The organism is Inquilinus sp. Marseille-Q2685, from assembly GCF_916619195.1.
Taxonomy (GTDB): Bacteria; Pseudomonadota; Alphaproteobacteria; order DSM-16000; family Inquilinaceae; genus Inquilinus.
The window spans coordinates 1,117,803-1,136,805 of the sequence record NZ_CAKAKL010000001.1 but is presented as its reverse complement, the minus strand read 5'-3'; the positions used below and the strand labels follow the sequence as shown (position 1 = coordinate 1,136,805).

The following is a 19,003-nucleotide window of genomic DNA, read 5'->3' as shown; positions in this document are numbered from 1 at the left end:
GGGGGCATAACGACAGCACAAGCGAACCGTTTCATGTCCTCAACCATGGTCATACGCAACACCGAGCGGAATTCAGGGCTCGACCTCGTCCAGCTCGCCGGGCGCCTCTGCCTGGCGCTGGTGTTCTTTGCCGCCGGCATCTCCAAGGTCCCGGAATGGGACTCGATGGTGGCGATGGTGCAGAGCCGCGGCCTGCCGGAGCCCGAGCTGCTGCTCGCCGCCGCCGCGGCGCTGCAGATCGTCGCCGGCGCCCTCCTGCTGCTTGGCTGGCACACCCGGCTCGCAGCCCTGGCCCTGGCCGGCTTCACCATCGTCGCCACCGTGCTCTTCCACGGCTTCTGGGATGCGCCGCCGGACCGGTTCGAGCTCGACTTCGCGATCTTCATGAGCAACCTCGCCGTGCTCGGCGGGCTGCTGTTCATCGCCGGCACCGGCGGCGGCCGCCACTCCCTCGACAGCGGCCCGGGCGAGGGCTGACCGGCCAAGACAAAGGGCGCGCGACCCGTGGCCGCGCGCCCTTTGTCGGATCTTCTTCGCGCTTACCAGCTGGCGATGACCGCGCCCTTGAACCGTTCGGCCAGGAACTGCTTCACCGCGTCGGTGTGGTAGCTCTCGACCAGGGTCTTGACCCAGGGCTCGTCCTTGCGCGCGGTCTGCACCGCGATGATGTTGACATAGGGACCGTCGGCCGCCTCGCGCAGGATCGCGTCCTTGGCCGGGTCGAGACCGGCCTCGACCGCGTAGTTGGTGTTGATCGCCGAGATGTCGGTGTCGTCCAGCGACCGCGGCAGCTGCGCCGCGTCCAACTCGACGATCTCCAGCTTCTTGGGATTCTCGGTGATGTCGGCCACGCTCGGTTTCAGCCCGACGCCGTCGGCCAGCTTGATCAGGCCGGCGGACTGCAGCAGCAGCAGGACGCGGCCGCCATTGGTCGGGTCGTTGGGGATGCCGACGGCGGCGCCGTCGCGCAGCTCGCCGATCGCCTTGATCTTCTTCGAATAGATGCCGATCGGGAAGGTGACGGTGCTGGCCACCTTGCTGATCTTGTAGCCGCGCTTGTCGATCTCGTTCACGAGATACGGCTCGTGCTGGAAGGAATTGGCGTCGAGCTCGCCGGAATCCAGCGCCGCATTGGGCACGACATAGTCCGAGAACTCGACGATCTCGATGTCCAGGCCCTTCTCATGGGCGATCGGCTTCACCTGCTCCAGGATCTCGGCATGCGGCCCCGGCGTGACGCCGATCTTCACGGTCTCGGCCACGGCCGGCTGCACGGCCAGGGCGAACGCCGCCGCGGCCAGAATCGTCTTCAGGCTCATTGTATCCCCCTCGGATGGAACGGTTCAGGCGGCGCGCTGCCGCTTGTTGACCCGGCGGGCCAGCCGGTCGCCGGCCATCTGCACCGCCTGCACGAACAGGATCAGCACGATCACCACCGCCGCCATCATGTCGGGCATGAAGCGCTGATAGCCGTAGCGGATGCCGAGATCGCCCAGCCCCCCGCCTCCGACCGCGCCGACCATGGCGGAATAGCCGATCAGGCTGACCACGGTCAGGGTCAGGCCCAGCACGATGGCGGGCATCGCCTCCGGCACCAGCACCTTGCGCACGATCTGCAGCGGCGAGGCGCCCATCGCCTTGGCCGCCTCGACCAGGCTCTGGTCGACCTCGCGCACTGCCGCCTCGATGATCCGGGCGATGAAGGGCACGCAGGCGATGGTCAGCGGCACGATCGCCGCGGTGGTGCCGATCGAGGTGCCGGCGATCAGCCGGGTGAAGGGGATGATCGCCACCACCAGGATGATGAAGGGGGTGGAGCGGGTGGCGTTGACCACCAGGCCGACGATGCGGTTGGCCGCCGGCGCCGCGAACAGCTCGCCCTTGCCGCTGGTCGCCAGCCAGATGCCGATCGGGCCGCCCAGGAGGGTGCCGATCGCGGCCGAGACCGCGACCATGTACAGCGTCGCCCAGGCGGCGTCAGCCAGCAGCGCGAAGAGTTGCGGGGACATGGCCCAGGACCTCGACGGAAAGCTTGAGGGAGGAGAGGAAGTCGATCGCCGACCGGGCGGCCTCGGGCCCGCCCGGCACGGCGACGATCAGGGTGCCGAAGGGGGCGCCCTGCACGCTGTCGACCCGGCCGTGCAGCAGCGCCGCGTCGATGCCCAGGCGGCGGGCCAGCTGGCCCAGCGCGGTGGTGCCGGCCTGCGACCCGGCGAAGACGAGGCGCAGCACGGTCTCGCCGCCGGCCAGCGGCGCCTCGGACAGCTTGGCCGCCAGGGTCTCCGGCAGCTCGGCGCCGGTGACGCTGGCGACGAAGGCGCGCGCCGTCGCCGTCTGCGGCCGGGTGAACAGGTCGAACACCCGCGCCTCCTCGATCACCCGGCCCTGCTCCAGCACCGCGACGCGGTGGCAGATCGCCTTGATCACCGCCATCTCATGGGTGATCAGCACGATCGTCAGGCCCAGCTCGCGGTTGATCCGGGCCAGGAGCTGCAGGATCGAAGCCGTGGTCTCGGGGTCGAGGGCGGAGGTCGCCTCGTCGCACAGCAGCACGCTGGGCTCGCTGGCCAGCGCCCGGGCGATGCCGACGCGCTGCTTCTGCCCGCCCGACAGCTCAGCCGGGTAGCGGTCGCGCTTGTCGGCCAGGCCGACCAGCTCCAAGAGCCGGTCGACGCGCGCGGCGATCGTCCGCCGGTCGAGCCCGGCCAACTCCAGCGGCAGCGCCACATTGTCGAACACGGTGCGGGAGGAAAGCAGCGCGAAATGCTGGAAGATCATGCCGATCTTCCGCCGTTCGGCCCGGAGCGCCGTCTCCGGCAGGGCCGTCAGCTCGGTGCCGTCGACGGTGACGGTGCCGCTGGTCGGCCGCTCCAGCAGGTTGATCAGGCGGATCAGGGTCGACTTGCCGGCGCCGCTGGGCCCGATCACGCCGAAGATCTCGCCGCGCTCGATGGTCAGGGAGACGTCGGCCAGTGCCGTCACCTGGGCCTGGCCCGCGCGGGTGAAGGTCTTGGAGATGGAGTCGAGGCGGATCATGGGTGGTGCCGGATCAGTGGATCGGTGCGGGGACGAAGATGGCCGCCGCGGGCAGGGCGGCAAGGGGCCGGAGCCCGGCTCAGGCGCGGCGACAGCGCATCGGCGCCGCGGCCGCCCGCCCTGTGGCAAGCGTCCGGTGCGCGAAAGGGCTGTGAAGGGCCGTCCTGGTCATCGTCGTGTCCTGCCTCGTCTCTTCGAGGGAACCACGACCTGCATCGTGGCGCTTTAGCGGTTGTTGACGCGGGCGCAAGCTGCTTCCCATCAAATCGCCGCGGGCCCGTTGGCGGTGGGCCGGTCCGTCGCCCCTTAAATATCGCGCTGCACCAGGCGGGTCAATAAACTGCGCCATGCGGTCTGTGGATTGCTGATTTTCACAGTGAAATTCAGGATTATCGGGGCGGCGCCGGCCAGACCCTTTGCCTAGGGCGCGGGCAAAGTGGCAAGTTCATGGCATGCATGCTTACCATTGCTGCACTGCAAAAAGGCTGATCCTGGCCTGAAGCGGACGTCTTACATTAGGGGTACATGAGGAAAGCACAGAGAGGCCGGTCTCGCCGGCAGATGAGGTAAGTATGCATATCGACGTTCTGGACTTCGCTCCTGCCACCACCCGTCCCGCCGGCGCCTTCGCCCGCCTCCGCGCGGCCGTCGCCCGCCGCATCGCCGAGCGCCGCGAGTACAAGCGGGTCTATGACGAGCTGCTGAAGCTCGACCGGCGCGAGATGGACGAGCTGGGCATCGGCCCGGGCGATTTCGACGCCATCGCCCGCGGCACCTTCAGCCGCTGAGCCTTCTCATCGGGGCGCGGCCGCCCGTTGCAGGGCAGGCCCCGCCACCGAACGCATCAGGGCGCCCGCCTGCCGCAGCCGCGTGAGACGGCTCTCGGCCGGCCGTGGCGCCCTTTGCATCGGCGCCTGACGCGACTGTCATTTGGCGGATCGGCCGGACGGCGCTATATGAGCACCCCATGAGCAAGAGAGCACGCGCCGAAGGGCAGCCATCCGACTGGCAGATCGCGAAGCGGATGATGCGCGAGCACATGAAGGGCCATTTCTGGCGCTTCGTGCTGGCCTTCCTGTGCCTTGGGGCGACGGCAGCGGCGAGTTCGGCCATCCCGTTCGTCAGCCAGCACATCCTGGACGGCATCTTCACCAACCGGCAGTCGGACCTTCTGGTGCCGATCTCGCTCCTGGTGATCGCCGTCTTCTTCGTGCGCGGCGGGGCCACCTACGGCTTCACCGTGGTGATGAACAGCATCGGTCGCCGCATCGTCGGCGACCTTCAGATGCGCATGTTCCGCAGCAAGATCTGGGACGATCTCGCCAGCTTCCATGCCACGGCGTCGGGTCATCTGGTCAGCCAGTTCACCTTCAACGTGCAGGCGGTGCTCGGCGCGGTGTCGACCAGCGCGGCCGCGATCGGCCGCGACGCGATGACGCTGGTCGGCCTGATCGTGGCCATGTTCTACCAGGACTGGAGGCTGGCGCTGATCGCCTCCGTCACGTTCCCGATCTCCGTCTATCCGCTGATCAAGGTCGGGCGCGACCTGCGCAAGGTCACCCGCAAATCGCAGTTCGGCATGGGCGAGATGACCAGCTATCTCACCCAGGTGTTCCAGGGCATCCGCCATGTGAAGGCGTACAACGCCGAGCAGCGGACCATCGCCGCCACCGAGAAGATCGTCTGGTCGGTGTCGCGCGTGATGCAGCGCATGACCAAGATCAAGTCGTACAACGCACCGTTCATGGAGGCGCTGTCGGGCGTTGCCATCGCCGCCGTGATCTATTACGGCGGCTCGCAGGTGATCGCCGGCAGCCGGACCACCGGCTCTTTCTTCGCGTTCGTCCTGGCCCTGATGCTGACCTACGATCCCTTGAAGCGGGTGGTGAACACCTGGGGGTCGGTGCAGCAGGGGATCACCGCGGCGGAAGGCATCTTCGCCATGATCGACACGCGGCCCAGCATCGTGGATGCGCCGGGCGCCGCCGTGCTCGACCGGGTGTCCGGCGCGATCCGGCTGGAGGACGTGCATTTCTCCTATGGCCCCGCCATTCCGGCCCTGCGCGGCATTTCGGTCGAGATCCCGGCCGGCAAGACGGTGGCTCTGGTCGGTCCCTCCGGCGCCGGCAAGTCGACGCTGCTCAACCTGATTCCGCGATTCTACGACCCGTCCTCCGGCACGGTCCGGATCGACGGTCACGACATCCGCCAGGTCACGCAGCACTCCTTGCGTGAGCAGATCGGCCTGGTCAGCCAGGAGACGACGCTGTTCGACGCGACGGTGCGCGACAACATCGCCTATGCCCGTCCGGGGGCGAGCCAGGAGGAGATCGAAGCGGCGGCCCGGGCCGCGGCGGCGCACGACTTCATCCTCGCCCTGCCGCAGGGTTACGATACCCAGATCGGCGAGCACGGCGTGCGCCTGTCCGGCGGCCAGCGTCAGCGCCTGTCGATCGCCCGCGCCATGCTGAAGAACGCGCCGATCCTGCTGCTCGACGAGGCGACCTCGGCGCTGGACACGGAGAGCGAGCGCCAGGTGCAGGACGCACTGACCCGCCTCATGGTCGGCCGCACCACGCTGATGATCGCGCACCGTCTCTCGACCGTGCGCGGTGCCGACCTGATCTACGTCATGGACCAGGGCCAGGTCGTCGAGACCGGCAGCCACGCCGAGCTGCTGCAGCGCGGCGGCCTCTACGCCCGGCTGTGGACGATGCAGACGGCGGATGACGACCAGACCGAGGTCGAGGCGACACCGGCCGTGGCGGTGGCGGGGTAGGATGGGGGCTCGGGCCCCCGCGGCGGGTAAGCCGTCGCCGCGCCTGTTCTGCGACATGACGCCGGTCCTGGCGCATGCGCGCGGCCACACCACCGTGACCGGCGTGCAGCGCGTGGTGCTGCGGGTGGTGGGCCATCTGGTGGCGACGCATGGGGCGGACGCGATCCGCGGCATCGCCTGGCATCCGAAGCTGCGGCAGGCGGTCGAGATCGACCTGTCCTTCCTCGGCCCGGACTACAGCTTCGAGGCCAACCACGCCGAATTCGTCCGCGACATGGCAATTCCCTACGACGCGGGGGAAGCAGACCGGGCGCCGCTGCGCCGGCTGGCAGCGAAGCTCGGCCGGCTGCGTTGGCGGCTGGGGGCTGCGTCTGGTTTCGGCCGGCGCCTGTCCCGGCCCACCCTGACGCCGTCCGACCGCATCTTCCTGCCGGTGCCGACGCTGCGCAACGACCCCTACATCGCCTTCCTCACCGCGCGCAAGACGGCGGGCAATCCGGTGTTCCAGCTGATCCACGACGTCATTCCGGTGAAGCTGCCGGAGCTGGCGAAGCCGGGGCACGAGGCCGAGTTCCGCCGTTTCCTCGATCGCGTACCGGACTACGTGTCCGTCTTCCTCTGCGTTTCTGACCAGACGGAGGCGGATCTCCGCGAGTTTCTGCCGGCTGCTGGAGCAGCTATCCCGACCAGGGTCACCCCGCTGGCCCATGAGTTCGCCGGCGATGCGGCGGACGACGCTGCGATCGGGCCTGTTGTGCGCGCGATTGCCGAGACGCCGTTCGTGCTGTGCGTCGGCACGATCGAGGTGCGCAAGAACGCCTACGCCCTGGTCCAGGCGTGGGATCGGCTGCGACCGGAACTGGGCGATCGGATGCCCCGTCTGGTGCTGGCAGGCCAGCGCGGCTGGCGGACGGAGGATCTGTTCGACCTCCTGTCGAAGACGAACAACCTCGGCGGCACCGTCGCCGTGGCGGAGACGCCGACGGACGCCGAATTGGCCTTTCTTTACCGACATTGCCTGTTCACGGTTTTTCCAAGCCTCTACGAAGGTTGGGGCCTGCCGATCGGTGAAAGCCTTTGGTTCGGCAAGCATTGCATTGCCTCGAAGACATCCTCCATGCCGCAGGTGGGAGGTGACCTCGTGGATTACGTCGATCCGCATGATCCAGACGATCTGTGTCAGGCGATGACGAAGGCCATCCGACAACCGGATTATGTCCGGACGCGTGAGGGGCGAATTCGTGACACGGCCCGGCGCAGATGGGCCGAAACTGCGCGCGACGTCTACTCTGCTGTCTGGGATGACATGAGCGCGGAGAACCCTTTAGATGGGCTCGCGGCAGTTTTCCCTTCCAGGGGATAAAGAGGTGTCGCGCCGCAAGATCAGCGTCGCTGTTACCTTCCCTATCTGGCCGCCACGGGGGGGAGGACAGAGCCGCATTTTCCATCTCTATCGGCATCTGGCAAAGACCCACCCGATCGAGGTCGTTTGCATCACCAATGCCAACGACCTGCCCTCGGACCGTGAGGTAGCCCCAGGACTTCGAGAAATTCGGGTCCCGAAGTCACGTGCCCATCGCAAGGCGGAATTGGAGTTGACGCGTGCCGTCCCTGGCGTTCCTCTCTCCGATGTAGCCATGCCCAGGCTGGTTCATCTCACCCCGGACTATCGACGGGCTTTGGAAACTTCGGTGGCGGATGCCGGGCTTGTGATCGCATCGCATCCATATCTGTTTCCTCTCCTGCGCGAATTGACCGGCGGACCGATCTGGTACGAGGCGCACAATGTCGAGACGACGCTCAAGCGCATGATGCTGCCCGACACGTCGCAGGCACGTGCGCTGCTGACGGAAACGGAGCGGGTTGAGCGCGCCTGTTGTGACGCGAGCGAGCGCCTGATTGTGTGCGCGGCAGATGATGGCAGGACATTCCATCAGGATTTTGGTGTGCCGCAGCAGCGGATCATTGAAGTTCCGAACGGAGTCGACCTTGAGGCCGCCGAATATGTCGACCAGGAGGCGCGGCTGGCAGCCAAAGCTCGACTCGGATTGGAGAAGACATTCACGGTCCTGTTCATGGGCAGCCGGCACAAGCCGAACTGCGACGCGCTCGATGTTGTCCTTCGGTTCGCGCCGAGTTGCCCCGATATGCGTTTCTTGATCCTCGGGAGCGTCTGCGGACATCTCGAAGGACGATCGGTTCCGTCGAATGTCGGTTTGATGGGCGAGGTCGACGACGTGGTCAAGGTCACGACATTGGGTCTGGTCGACGGTGCCCTGAACCCGATGGCGAGTGGGTCCGGAACCAATCTGAAAATGCTGGACTATTTCGCCGCCGGAGTGCCGGTTATCTCGACCCGGCACGGGGCCCGCGGCCTAGCCGTCGCGGACGGCGTCCATCTGCAACTGAGCGAGATTGACGACTTCCCGGCCGCCCTGCAGCGGCTGCGGGCGGAGATCGGCGGCCTCGAACTGGCGGAACGCGTCGCGGCGTCCCGGCGGCTGGTGCAGGACCTCTATGATTGGGCGAGGCTTGCCGAGCGGTTAGCCGGGCACATTCGCCTCGTCGCAGGGTTGAGAGGATGATGGAGCCGGATCGGCCACTCCAGGTCGATGAGATCATGCGTCGGATCCAGGCGGAAGCCGCTCGCCGGCGACCGCTCGGACACGCCTCGACGATGGAGGTGTTCCCGGCGAAACGGAAATATGCGCTGGAGGAGTTCCTACGGCTCGAAGATGAGGCCTTTGTCCGAGCGGTCCATCAAGGGCTTCTGCGACGAGAAGTCGAGCCGCACCGACGTAACGCCTATGTCGAAGCTCTCAGATCAGGCCATATATCCAAAATCGATCTGCTGATCTCCGTCAGATGGTCAAAGGACGGGCGGCGGAATGCTGTAAAGGTCGCTGGCCTCCACCGCTTGCGCCGTCTCCGATGGCTCGAGAAGGTACCGCTGCTGGGGCGCAGAGGCTGGTGGCACCGGGCGTAGACGGGAACGCTGCTGGCGTTCAGGGATTATAGCGGTGCCGTCATGTTGTGGGAGAAGCTGGACGTCCCACAACTTTGGCGTGATACAGATGACGGCCTGAACCAAGCATGGCCTTCGTCCGACAGCAGGAAACTTCTTAGAGACCCTATGAGCTCGCTTCAACCTGTGACACCCCAGATCCTTGGCCATGCACTGCCTGTGACGCAGCCGGACTACCTTCCGTTCTCGGCCTGGGTCGGTCACCTGCCGTTTGCCTCGTGGCTTGTGGACGTTCTGAGGCCCCGAGTGTTGGTGGAACTTGGGGTTCACAACGGAGCATCGTACTGTGCCTTCTGCGAGGCGGTGGTGCGGCATGGTCTGCCCACGGCATGTTTTGGAGTCGACAGCTGGGCGGGCGATCCCCACGCGGGGCACTATGATGGGGAGGTTTTGGCGCAGCTACGGACCTATCACGACCCGCGATACGGGGCATTTTCCCGTCTGGTCCATTCGACTTTCGATGAAGCGCTGGAGCATTTCGCCGATAGCTCGGTGGATTTGCTGCACATCGACGGTTTTCACACCTATGAGGCCGTGCGGCACGATTTCGAGAGCTGGCGGCCAAAGCTGAGTGATCGGGCAGTAGTGCTGTTTCACGATACCAATGTTCGGGAGGGCAGCTTCGGAGTCTGGCGGTTTTGGGACGAGATACGTCGAGGTCATCCGAATTTCGAGTTTTTGCACGCTCATGGGCTAGGTGTGCTCGGGATTGGGTCTGAGCAGCCGGAAGTGCTACGTCGGCTATTCTCGGCAAGCGACGAGGAAGCGGGGGCGATCCGATCCGTGTTCGGTCATATCGGTCAGCGTCTCGTTGACCTTCACGATTTGCGGCGGACGGTCGAGGCACAAGGGGCAGCACTGGCCAGTCAGGGCGAGGAGTTGCGGCGGCATCAGGAAGCGCTGGTGCGGGCGGAGCAGGCTTTGGAGCAGCGTCAAGCTGACTTGGAGCAGCGTCAGACTGATCTCGCGGGGCTGAAGTCCGAGTTGGAGCAGGCCGCTCGCGAGTTGACGGTCGCGACGACGGCGCGGTCGGCCCTTGAGGATGATCTGCAATTGCAGATGACGGAAGTGGCGCGGGTCCGGGATCTGATTGAAGACAAGGACGCGAAGCTGGCGAGGTTGGAGCATCGGCTAGGGGAGGCGATGGATCTGGCGGAGCGAAGCAAGCGGCTTCTGAACGCGGTGAAGCGATCGCGATCCTGGCGATTGACGGCGCCGTTGCGCCGCGCCGGTCTGTTGGGACGCCGCGACAAGCGCCTCTTCAAACGCCATAAAAGCAAGGCTGGCGCTCCACATTTGCCGAATGCCAGTAGCCGTCACCAGGAGATGACCGATCTGCGAGCGCTGTTCGATCCGGCATGGTACGTTGATCGATACAAGGATGTCGCTGCTTGGGGAGGAGACCCTTGGCAGCATTACCTGGAGAGTGGCGCCGCGGAACGGCGCGATCCGAACCCGTTCTTTGCTGCTCAATGGTATCTTGAGAACAATAAGGACATCGCAGCGGCTGGTATCGATCCATTTGTTCACTATGTTCGGTTCGGTGCCGCCGAGCTGCGCGATCCCCATCCGCAGTTCGATGCACTCTTCTATGTTAAAGAGCATCCTGAAGCACGGGCGAATCCGCTGGCCTTTCATCTGAAGACTGGGGCGGCTCTGGGGTGGCCGACCCAGCCAGATGTGGATATCTCGGAGTATCTTCCCTCGACCGGACGGGTTCCGGTGCTGCCGGTTGGTGTCGAGGTCGACATCGTGATCCCGGCCTACCGCGGGCTCGACGAGACCCGTCGCTGCGTTGAAACCGTCCTCGCCGATCCAGACCGTCCGCCCGGCCGAGTGGTGATCATCGACGATTGTTCGCCGGAGCCTGAACTCTCGACATGGCTCGACGAGATTGCTGCCACGGGAGCGATCGAGCTTCTGCGCAATGAACAGAATCTCGGCTTCGTTGCCTCGGTTAACCGCGGCATGGTCGCTGCCGGGCGCCGGGATGTGGTGCTGCTCAACAGCGACACTGAAGTGCCGCATGGCTGGCTCGCCCGGATGGCCGGTCACGCCTATTCCGATCCTCAGATCGGTACGGTCACGCCGTTCTCCAACAACGCCACGATCTGCAGTTATCCGGTGATCGACGGCGGACCGCTGCCGTTCGGCCGCTCGCTCGCCGAAATCGATAACGCCTGCCGCGCCGCGGGGGCGGGACGGCTGGTCGACGTTCCGACGGCGGTCGGCTTCGCCATGTACATTCGTCGGGATTGCCTCGATGCCGTCGGGTTGTTCGACGTGGAGACGTTCGGCACGGGATATGGCGAGGAGAACGACTTCTGTCTGCGGGCCACGGCAAAGGGCTGGCGTCATGTGCTCGCCTGCGACACCTTCGTCTATCATGCCGGTGAGGTGAGCTTCGGCAAGAACTCGCCGAAACGCGCCAAGGCATGGGATCTCCTTTGCGAGCGCTATCCCTTCTATCCAGCGTTGGTGGAGCGGCACATCCGTCTCGACAAGGCCGGCCCGTATCGCTTCGCCACGACAGCCGCATTGTTCCGCCAGGCCGCCGAACCGGTGATATTGTTCGTCTGCCACCGCCTGGGCGGCGGCACGGAGCGGCACGTGCAGGAGTTGATCCGGTCGGTCGAAGGGAAGGCGAACATCCTGACGCTGCGGCCTGGTTCCGGCGGTGTAACCCTGTCAGTGCCGGCCATTCCGAACCATCCGGAATTATGGCTGCCGAACGGCCGGGTGGAGGACCTCGCGGCCGTGCTCCGCTCCTGCGGGCTTCGCCGAATTCACATTCACCATTGGCACGGGCTCGAGCTGGACTTGCGGTGGCTCGTCCGGCAGTTGAACATCCCGTTCGATATCACTGCGCATGACTATTTCGCCATCTGTCCCCAGATCACGATGCTGCCGCAACCCGACGGCGAATTCTGTGGGGAGCCGGGGCCTGCAGTCTGTAACGCATGCATCGCACGGCGACCGAACTACGGAGCGCGGGACATAGAGACTTGGCGTCGGTCGCACGAATGGCTTCTCGCGGAAGCCGATCGGATCATCTGTCCTTCGAATGACGTAAAGTCGCGGCTGTCCCGCTATGGCTTCGGCACTCGCTGCGTGGTGGTGCCCCATGAGCCCGTTACTGATGTCAAGTGGCCTCTGGCCGTTCCTTCTCTTCAACAGGGAGAGCGGCTCCGGATTGCCCTTATAGGGGGGATCGCCGAGAGCAAAGGTGGGGCGACGCTGCGCGCCTGTCTTGCCGCGATTGAGCCTGGTGCCTATGAGTTCATCATCATCGGCTGGCGCGAAATTGCCTCTCCTCCGCCGCGCGGAACGAAGCTGACGGAGACCGGCGCCTATAAGGAGAAGGACCTGCCGGACCTGATCGCGAAGGCCCGGCCGCATCTGTTATGGTTCCCGGCGCCATGGCCGGAAACCTATAGCTATACCTTGAGCGCCGGGATAGCTTCGGGGCTTCCGATCGTCGCTGCCGATATCGGCGCCTTCCCGGAGCGTCTTGAGGGGCGTCCCTGGACGTGGATCGTGCCGCCAAAGGTGGAAGCAAAGGTCTGGATCGACGCGTTCAAATCGGTCCGGGAGGCTCTTCTCGCCGGACGATCGCCGAATCCGGAGCAGCCGCGGTTCGTCGGTGAATCCGCCTTCTATCCGGATGCCTATCTCGCACCGGCGCTGACTTCCCGGCCGGATGATACGTGGACGAGTTCTACCGCTTCCCGAAGCGGGAATGCAGTTGCCGTATCGGTCGCAGGGGCGCAACAGATCGCTTCGCTTTAGCGACAGACGAGCGCGCGGTTGTCGTGCTCGGCTTCGTGCGAATGCAGGACCGTGGCCGGCTGAAGCGGAAGCTTGCCCGTCCTCATTCCCCGACTGGCGGCAGCCGACTGGCCAACCGCGACTGCAATGTTGTCTCGCTGAAGAAGATGCGGGGGCGATGGCCGAGTTGCCGGGGCTGGTCAAAACATCACCGGCATGCCTATAGGTGAGGGGGCGGCCGGCCAGATTGTCCTTCGAACCAGGAGTTACGCTCAATGAAAGGCATCATCCTCGCCGGTGGCAGCGGCACCCGCCTGCATCCGCTGACGCTCGCCACCTCCAAGCAGCTGATGCCGGTCTACGACAAGCCGATGATCTACTACCCGCTCAGCGTGCTGATGCTGGCCGGGATCAGGGAGGTGCTGGTCATCTCTACCCCGCACGACATGCCGCAGTTCCAGCGGCTGCTCGGCGACGGCTCGCAATGGGGCATGGCCTTCGAATACGCGGTGCAGCCGAGCCCCGACGGGCTGGCCCAGGCCTATATCATCGGTGCCGACTTCGTCGCCGGCGGCCCTTCGGCCCTGATCCTCGGCGACAACATCTATCACGGCCATGGCCTGCCGGAGCTGCTGGCCTCGGCCGCCGGGCAGCCGTCCGGCGCCTCGGTCTTCGCCTATTACGTCGACGATCCCGAGCGTTACGGCGTGGTCAATTTCGGAGCCGACGGCCGGGCCGCGGCGATCGAGGAGAAGCCGCGCAACCCGACCTCGAACTGGGCGGTCACCGGCCTCTACTTCTATGATGCCGACGTGGTCGACATTGCCGCGAATCTCAGGCCCTCCGCCCGCGGCGAGCTCGAGATCACCGACGTCAACCGCGTCTATCTCGAGCGCGGCCGGCTGAACGTCGAGCGGATGGGCCGCGGCTTCGCCTGGTTCGACATGGGCACGCATGACAGCCTGCTCGAGGCCGCCAGCTACGTGCAGACGCTCGAGCGGCGCCAGGGCCTGCGCGTCGCCTGCCCGGAGGAGATCGCCTATCTCCAGGGCTTCATCGACCGTGAGCAGCTGATCGCCCAGGGCCGGAAGCTGGAGAAGAGCGGCTACGGCAAGTACCTGATCAAGGTGGCGGAGACCGAGGCCGTCGGGGCGACCCCGGGCAATCCGTCGGGCTTGTGAGGCGGCCCTGCCGGGCGGTGCAACTGGAAGGGTGTCGGCTTCCCTGAAGGGCAAGGTCCGGCGCGTGCTGCGCTGGGGCCAGGGCGGCGCGGGCGGGCTGAGGATCCTGACGCTGATGGCCCGGCACGGCACGGAGAAATACGCCGAGGCCCTGCCGCGGATTGACGAGATCTTCCGCCGTCGCATGCCCGGTGCTGCCCGCCGAACTGTGGTGATCGACAACGCCATGCCGCAGGGCCAGGTCGAGCCAGGGCCAAGCGGCGTCACGGTGATCGGCGGCGACAACTCGGCCTGGGAATTCTCCGCCTGGGACGAGGGGCTCCGCTTCGTCGGTCCCGAGCTCGACGGCTACGACCTCGTCCACCTCGCCACCTCGGCCTTCGACACGCTCTACACCGGCTACCTCAAGCGCTTCGATGATGCCCTTCTGGCCGAGGTGGCGAGGCTGCGCATGGCCTGCGGCCATATCGACTACTATGACGAGCCGGTGACCTTCCTGGCGGATGTGTCGCAGCACTGGGTTCGTTCCTCCTTCCTGTTCCTGGCTCCGACGGAGCTGCGGCGGCTGGGGTCGCTGGTCTCGGTCGGCCCGGCGCAGCGGGCCGCGCTTTTCTCGGGTGATCCGGCGGCGCCGTTCCGGGCCGATGCGCCTATGTCCGAAAACTACAAGCGCTATGTGGCGGACTGGCTGCTCGGCACTGGCACCGGGCAAGGGACGGAATGGCATTCGCGCTTCGAGCTGACGGCCGGCACGCTCGATTTCTTCGAGCAGAAGGCGATCGCGATCTTCAACGAGCACATGTTGTCGGTCCGGCTGCGGGCCCAGGGCTGTGCCCTGGCCGACACAATCTGGGCCGCTGCCACGCTGGCGCGGGACGGGCGCCTGCCGACCCCGGTGCCGACCTGGCGCCTGCAGCTCGCCGGTCGCGACCGCAACGCCGTGCCGCTGGAGAAAACCGCAGGCCTCGATGGGGAAGGCGGCGTCACGCCTCGGTCGGCGCCGCCGTGACCAGGGCGGCGAGATGGAGGCCGATCCCGAACACTGCATGGGTCATCAGGCTGCGCAGCCTCGCCGCGGCCGGGTTCGGCGTCCTCGACGCCGCGATGCCGGCGCCCAGGGCCGGCTGCATCAGCAGGAAGGGCGCGGCCACGGTGGCGAGGCCGAAGGCCAGCGCCGGCGTCGGCGTCGGATTGCGCGCCCAGCCCAGGCCGCACAGCGCCAGCAGCAGCGCCGCGAAGACGATGCCGGTGCCGTAATGGACGGCCCAGCCGAGGGCGCGCTCGCCCGCGACCGGCGCCGCCCGGCCGATGCCGTCATGCCTGAAGCGGCCGCGCGGGAAATGCCCGACCCAGCGGCCGACCATGGCCCAGTCCAGCCCCGGCACGCCGGTCAGCCGCGCCAGCAGCACCGTCCACAGATCGACGACGGCCGTGGCGCCGGCCCCGATCGCCACCGCCCGCAGCCCGAATTCCAACCCTTCGCCCATCTGGGAGTCCTTCCGTCGGGAATCATTCAATGATTTGCTTGATTGATTGCGCGATGATAGCCTCCTGTCAATGATCGACGCCCAGACCCTGATCTATGCCGAGCTGGCGGAGCTCGCCCGCACCCTCGGCCACGCCCATCGCCTCATGCTGCTGGAGCAGATCGGCCAGGGCGAACGGCCGGTGGAGCGGCTGGCCGAGCTCTCCGGCCTCTCCATCGCCAACGCTTCGCAGCATCTGCAGCATCTGCGGCGGGCCGGGCTGGTCGAATCGCGGCGGGACGGCAAGCGCGTGCTGTACCGGCTGGGCGGCGGCCCGATCGTGCCGCTGCTCGCCGCCCTGCGCCGGCAGGCCGAGCATCGGCGGGCGGAGATCCGGGACGTTCTCGCCGACAGCATCGGCCGGCCGGAGCGGCTGGAGGGCATCTCGCGCGAGGAGCTGGTGGAGCGGCTGCGCGAGGGCGGGGTGACGCTGCTCGACGTGCGGCCGGAGGAGGAGTTCGCGCTGGGCCATCTGCCCGGTGCGCTGAACATCCCGGTCGAGTCGCTGGAGCGCCGCCTGGCCGAGCTGCCGTCCGGGCAGGAGATCGTCGCCTATTGCCGCGGCCCCTATTGCGTCCTGTCGGTCGAGGCGGTCGCCGCGCTGCGCGCCCGCGGCTTCGCGGCCCGGCGGCTGCGCGACGGCTTCCTCGACTGGAAGGCGGCGGGGATGGCGGTCGAGGCGGCGGGGTAGGCCCGGCCGGCCAGAGGTCAGGCGTCCCCGCCCTTGTGATAGGCGTCGGCCTTGATGATCTCCACGCCGCGCCAGCCCCAATAGACGCGGTGCTGGCGGATCAGCCCGTCCTCGATCTCCATCACCTCGAAGAAATCCATCTGCTCGCCGTCGGGCGTGGCCCGCGGGTATTCCCACACCAGCGTCCGGCCGTCGGTGAAATAGCCGCGGCGGTGGAAGCTGCGCCGGTCGGGCTTGCGCGGCGCGGCCTTGTCCAGCAACGCCTTGATCTGGTCGCGGCCGCGCAGCACCCCGTCCGGGCGGCCCAGCAGATGGGCCACCAGTGGGCTCTCCAGCACCGCGTCGGGGGCGTAGAGGGCGATCATGGCCCCGAGGTCGTCCTCGGACCAGGCGCGGTCCCACTCGCGGTAGACATGCTCCAGCATCCCTTCGAGCTCCTTCGGGAGGGATGCGCGGCTCAGATTCTCGCTCACCGTCGTCTCCTCGGTTCCGGGGCCCCTTCCACCCGGGACAACGGCGCCCGCGAAAACGGCGTTCCGCCCGGCGGCTGCGCCGAAATGCCCGGCATGGCCGGCAGTGGCCCGACGCCGATGAAAGAATTCATGGTCGTGAATTCCGAAAATGCATTTTCAATTCCGTCACAGAATATTTTTCAATTGAATTATTTGTTGACAGATTTTTTGAATCCCCCGCTCTTGTCATAGCTCAATTCTGAATTTGGAGGTGCGAAAACATGGCGCATGTCCCCTATATCGGCTCCGGTCCCTATTGCTATGCGAATTCTTTCGCGATGATGTTCGGCGACCGCGCGCCGTCCACCGCGGTGATCGAGTTCGCCGCCGGCGGCCCCTTCGGCATGCAGCTGGTCGGCGGCACCCTGCCGTTCTTCGATCCCTATGGCTGGACGCCGGAGGCCGGCTTCGACGGGGCCCTGGCCGCGCTGGGCTGGGCCTCCTCGGTGCGCCGCGGCGGCACGGCGGAGCAGGCGCTGGCGGCGCTCGCGGCGGCGCTGGCCGACGGCCCCGTCTGGGTCGGCCCGGTGGAGATGGGGCATCTGCGCCACCAGCCCGGCATGACCGGGCCGATCGGCGCCGACCACTATGTCGTCGTCATCGGCGTGGCCGAGGGGCAGGTGCTGATGCACGATCCGCAGGGCTATCCCTACGTCACGCTGCCGGTGGACGATTTCGTCGCCGCCTGGCGGGCCGAATCGGTCGACTACGCCACGCCCTTCACCCTGCGCACGGGCTTCCGGCAGCTGCGGGCGGTGCCGGAGGAGGAGGCGATCGAGGCCTCGCTGCCGGCGGCGCTGCGGTGGCTGGCGATGGTGGAGGGGCGCCACCTGCCCGCCGGCACGGTCGGCAACGCCGAGGCGGCGGAGCGCCTGGCCGGGATGATCGAGGCCGGCTGCGACCGCGGGCTGCGCAGCCATCTGGTCGATTTCGCCGTCCAGGTCGGCGCCCGCCGCGTCGCCGACGCCGCCAGCTGCCTGGCGCGGATCGGGCGAGGGGAGGCGGCGCGGATCATGGACGGCCAGGCCCGGCTGATCGGCGCGCTGCAGCACCCGCTGGTGACCGGCGACGACGCCGCGGCCGCCGCCCTGTTGCGGGCCCTGGCGCCGAGCTACGCCGAGCTGTCGGCGGCGCTGCAGGCGGGCTGAAGCGGTGGCATCTCAGTTCGCGACGCTCGCCCACCGCCTCTCCTGGGCCGACCGTCCGATCGCTTCGCTCACCCGTTCCAGCGCGGCGGCCGCGGCGAAGTCCGGATAGGCAGCCGGGCCGCCTGCGATCGCCTCCAGCAGCTGGGCCACCTCGATCACCTTGAGATCGTTGAAGCCCAGGCCGTGGCCGGCGGCGGGGCTGAAGGCGCCGTAATGCGGGTGGGCCGGGCCGGTCAGCACCGTGCGGAAGCCGTTGCGGTCGCTTGGCACCGCGCCCGGCTGGTACAGCTGCAGCTCGTTCATCCGCTCCTGGTCGAACAGGATCGCGCCCGCGGTGCCGAACACCTCGAAGGCCAGGTGGTTCTTGCGGCCCCAGGCCACCCGGCTGGTCGCCACCGTGCCGATGGTGCCGTCGGCGAAGCGCAGCAGGGCGTGGGTCTGGTCCTCATTCTCCACCCTGGCCATCTCCGCCGTCACCGCGGCGGCGCCGTCGCGGCGCTCGCGGCCCTCGCCGGCAGCGGGCAGGGGGCGCTCGGCGATCACCGTGCGCTGGTCGGCCGAGACCTCGGCGATCGGGCCGATCAGAGCCAGCGCGACGCTCAGGATGTGCGAGCCGATGTCGCCCAGGGCGCCGCTGCCCGCCTGGTCGCGCCGGCAGCGCCAGGACATCGGCACCGCCGGGTCGGCCATGTAATCCTCGTCGCTGACGCCGCGGAAATAGGTGACGCGGCCGATCGCGCCGTCGCGGATCAGCTGGCGGGCGAAAGAGACGGCCGGGCTGCGCAGGTAGTTGTAGCCGACCATGGTGACCGTGCCGGCCTCGGCCGCGGCCGCCGCCATCTTCGCCGCGTCGGCGGCGTTCAGCGCCAGCGGCTTCTCGCAATAGACATGCTTGCCGGCCCTGAGCGCCGCCAGCGCCATCGGCTTGTGCAGCAGGTTGGGGGAGGTGACGGCGACGAGGTCGACCTTCGGGTCGGCGACCAGCGCCTGCCAGTCACCGGTGGCGCGGGCAAAGCCGAAGCGGTCGGCGGCGCGCTGCGCGGCGCCGGCATCGATGTCGGCCACCATCTCGAGCCGGGCGTCGAGCCGGGTGCGGAACACCGCCGGCGCGGCCCGGAAGGCCAGGGCATGGCACTCGCCCATGAAGCCGGTGCCGATCAGCCCGACGCCGATGCTGCTGGTCATTCTGGAACCTCGATCCGCCTTTGTGCCCTGGTGGGGAGCGTTCAAAGAGTGCTGCTTCTGCTGGTTCTTTTCTGTCATGTCCGGGCTTGACCCGGGCATCCAGAAGGCGGCGCCACCCATTGGATTGCCGGGTCAAGCCCGGCAATGACAGG

16 protein-coding genes are annotated in these 19,003 nt (G+C 67.1%); 10 read left to right on the top strand and 6 right to left on the bottom strand.

Annotated features, from left to right (window positions below):
* Window positions 1-33: 33 nt before the first annotated feature.
* Complete coding sequence (locus LG391_RS05305; RefSeq protein WP_225766939.1) at window positions 34-477, top strand: DoxX family protein; 444 nt, start codon at window positions 34-36, stop codon at window positions 475-477.
* Window positions 478-539: 62 nt separating this feature from the next.
* Here LG391_RS05305 and LG391_RS05300 read toward each other — a convergent pair whose 3' ends face one another.
* The 3 genes from LG391_RS05300 to LG391_RS05290 are packed head-to-tail and all read right to left on the bottom strand — an operon-like array spanning window position 540 to window position 3,036.
* A complete protein-coding gene (locus tag LG391_RS05300; protein WP_225766938.1) occupies window positions 540-1,319 on the bottom strand; it encodes a MetQ/NlpA family ABC transporter substrate-binding protein in 780 nt (259 codons plus the stop codon).
* Between the two features lie 24 nt (window positions 1,320-1,343).
* Complete coding sequence (locus tag LG391_RS05295; protein WP_225766937.1) at window positions 1,344-2,009, bottom strand: methionine ABC transporter permease; 666 nt, start codon at window positions 2,007-2,009, stop codon at window positions 1,344-1,346.
* Window positions 1,978-3,036, bottom strand: a complete 1,059-nt coding sequence (locus LG391_RS05290) for a methionine ABC transporter ATP-binding protein (protein ID WP_225766936.1) — start codon at window positions 3,034-3,036, stop codon at window positions 1,978-1,980. Before LG391_RS05290 ends, LG391_RS05295 begins: the two co-directional genes overlap by 32 nt.
* A gap of 572 nt (window positions 3,037-3,608) precedes the next feature.
* On the opposite strand from LG391_RS05290, the gene LG391_RS05285 reads away from it, so the two are divergent.
* From LG391_RS05285 to LG391_RS05255, 7 genes are all read left to right on the top strand, one after another.
* Window positions 3,609-3,824 carry a hypothetical protein gene (locus LG391_RS05285; protein ID WP_225766935.1) on the top strand — a complete coding sequence of 72 codons (216 nt, stop codon included), beginning with the start codon at window positions 3,609-3,611 and terminating at the stop codon, window positions 3,822-3,824.
* A gap of 179 nt (window positions 3,825-4,003) precedes the next feature.
* Entirely contained in the window at window positions 4,004-5,815 is a 1,812-nt protein-coding gene (locus LG391_RS05280) for an ABC transporter ATP-binding protein (protein WP_225766934.1), read from the top strand.
* Between the two features lie 55 nt (window positions 5,816-5,870).
* Window positions 5,871-7,178, top strand: coding sequence for a glycosyltransferase family 1 protein (locus LG391_RS05275; RefSeq protein ID WP_225766933.1), 1,308 nt, complete (start codon window positions 5,871-5,873; stop codon window positions 7,176-7,178).
* The gene (locus LG391_RS05270; RefSeq protein ID WP_225766932.1) at window positions 7,144-8,400 is read left to right on the top strand and encodes a glycosyltransferase family 4 protein; all 1,257 of its coding nucleotides are present in this window, start codon (window positions 7,144-7,146) and stop codon (window positions 8,398-8,400) included. Before LG391_RS05275 ends, LG391_RS05270 begins: the two co-directional genes overlap by 35 nt.
* 548 nt (window positions 8,401-8,948) lie before the next feature.
* Window positions 8,949-12,629, top strand: coding sequence for a class I SAM-dependent methyltransferase (locus tag LG391_RS05265; protein ID WP_225766931.1), 3,681 nt, complete (start codon window positions 8,949-8,951; stop codon window positions 12,627-12,629).
* 254 nt (window positions 12,630-12,883) lie between these two features.
* On the top strand, window positions 12,884-13,789 hold the full coding sequence (gene rfbA / locus LG391_RS05260) for a glucose-1-phosphate thymidylyltransferase RfbA (protein ID WP_225766930.1): 906 nt from the start codon (window positions 12,884-12,886) through the stop codon (window positions 13,787-13,789).
* Between the two features lie 31 nt (window positions 13,790-13,820).
* On the top strand, window positions 13,821-14,798 hold the full coding sequence (locus LG391_RS05255) for a hypothetical protein (protein WP_225766929.1): 978 nt from the start codon (window positions 13,821-13,823) through the stop codon (window positions 14,796-14,798).
* Here LG391_RS05255 and LG391_RS05250 read toward each other — a convergent pair.
* On the bottom strand, window positions 14,773-15,276 hold the full coding sequence (locus tag LG391_RS05250) for a DUF2938 domain-containing protein (RefSeq protein WP_225766928.1): 504 nt from the start codon (window positions 15,274-15,276) through the stop codon (window positions 14,773-14,775). The genes LG391_RS05255 and LG391_RS05250 overlap by 26 nt on opposite strands.
* Window positions 15,277-15,346: 70 nt before the next feature.
* Between LG391_RS05250 and LG391_RS05245 the strand changes: the two genes are divergently transcribed.
* Window positions 15,347-16,006 (top strand): metalloregulator ArsR/SmtB family transcription factor, encoded by a 660-nt coding sequence (locus LG391_RS05245; RefSeq protein WP_225766927.1) that lies wholly within the window; start codon window positions 15,347-15,349, stop codon window positions 16,004-16,006.
* 17 nt (window positions 16,007-16,023) lie between these two features.
* Here LG391_RS05245 and LG391_RS05240 read toward each other — a convergent pair whose 3' ends face one another.
* The gene (locus tag LG391_RS05240) at window positions 16,024-16,479 is read right to left on the bottom strand and encodes a nuclear transport factor 2 family protein (RefSeq protein WP_225766926.1); all 456 of its coding nucleotides are present in this window, start codon (window positions 16,477-16,479) and stop codon (window positions 16,024-16,026) included.
* Window positions 16,480-16,739: 260 nt separating this feature from the next.
* Between LG391_RS05240 and LG391_RS05235 the strand changes: the two genes are divergently transcribed.
* Entirely contained in the window at window positions 16,740-17,666 is a 927-nt protein-coding gene (locus tag LG391_RS05235) for a hypothetical protein (protein WP_225766925.1), read from the top strand.
* 12 nt (window positions 17,667-17,678) lie between these two features.
* Here the strand turns inward: LG391_RS05235 and LG391_RS05230 are convergent, their stop codons facing one another.
* Complete coding sequence (locus LG391_RS05230) at window positions 17,679-18,851, bottom strand: Gfo/Idh/MocA family protein (protein ID WP_225766924.1); 1,173 nt, start codon at window positions 18,849-18,851, stop codon at window positions 17,679-17,681.
* Between the last annotated feature and the right edge of the window lie 152 nt (window positions 18,852-19,003).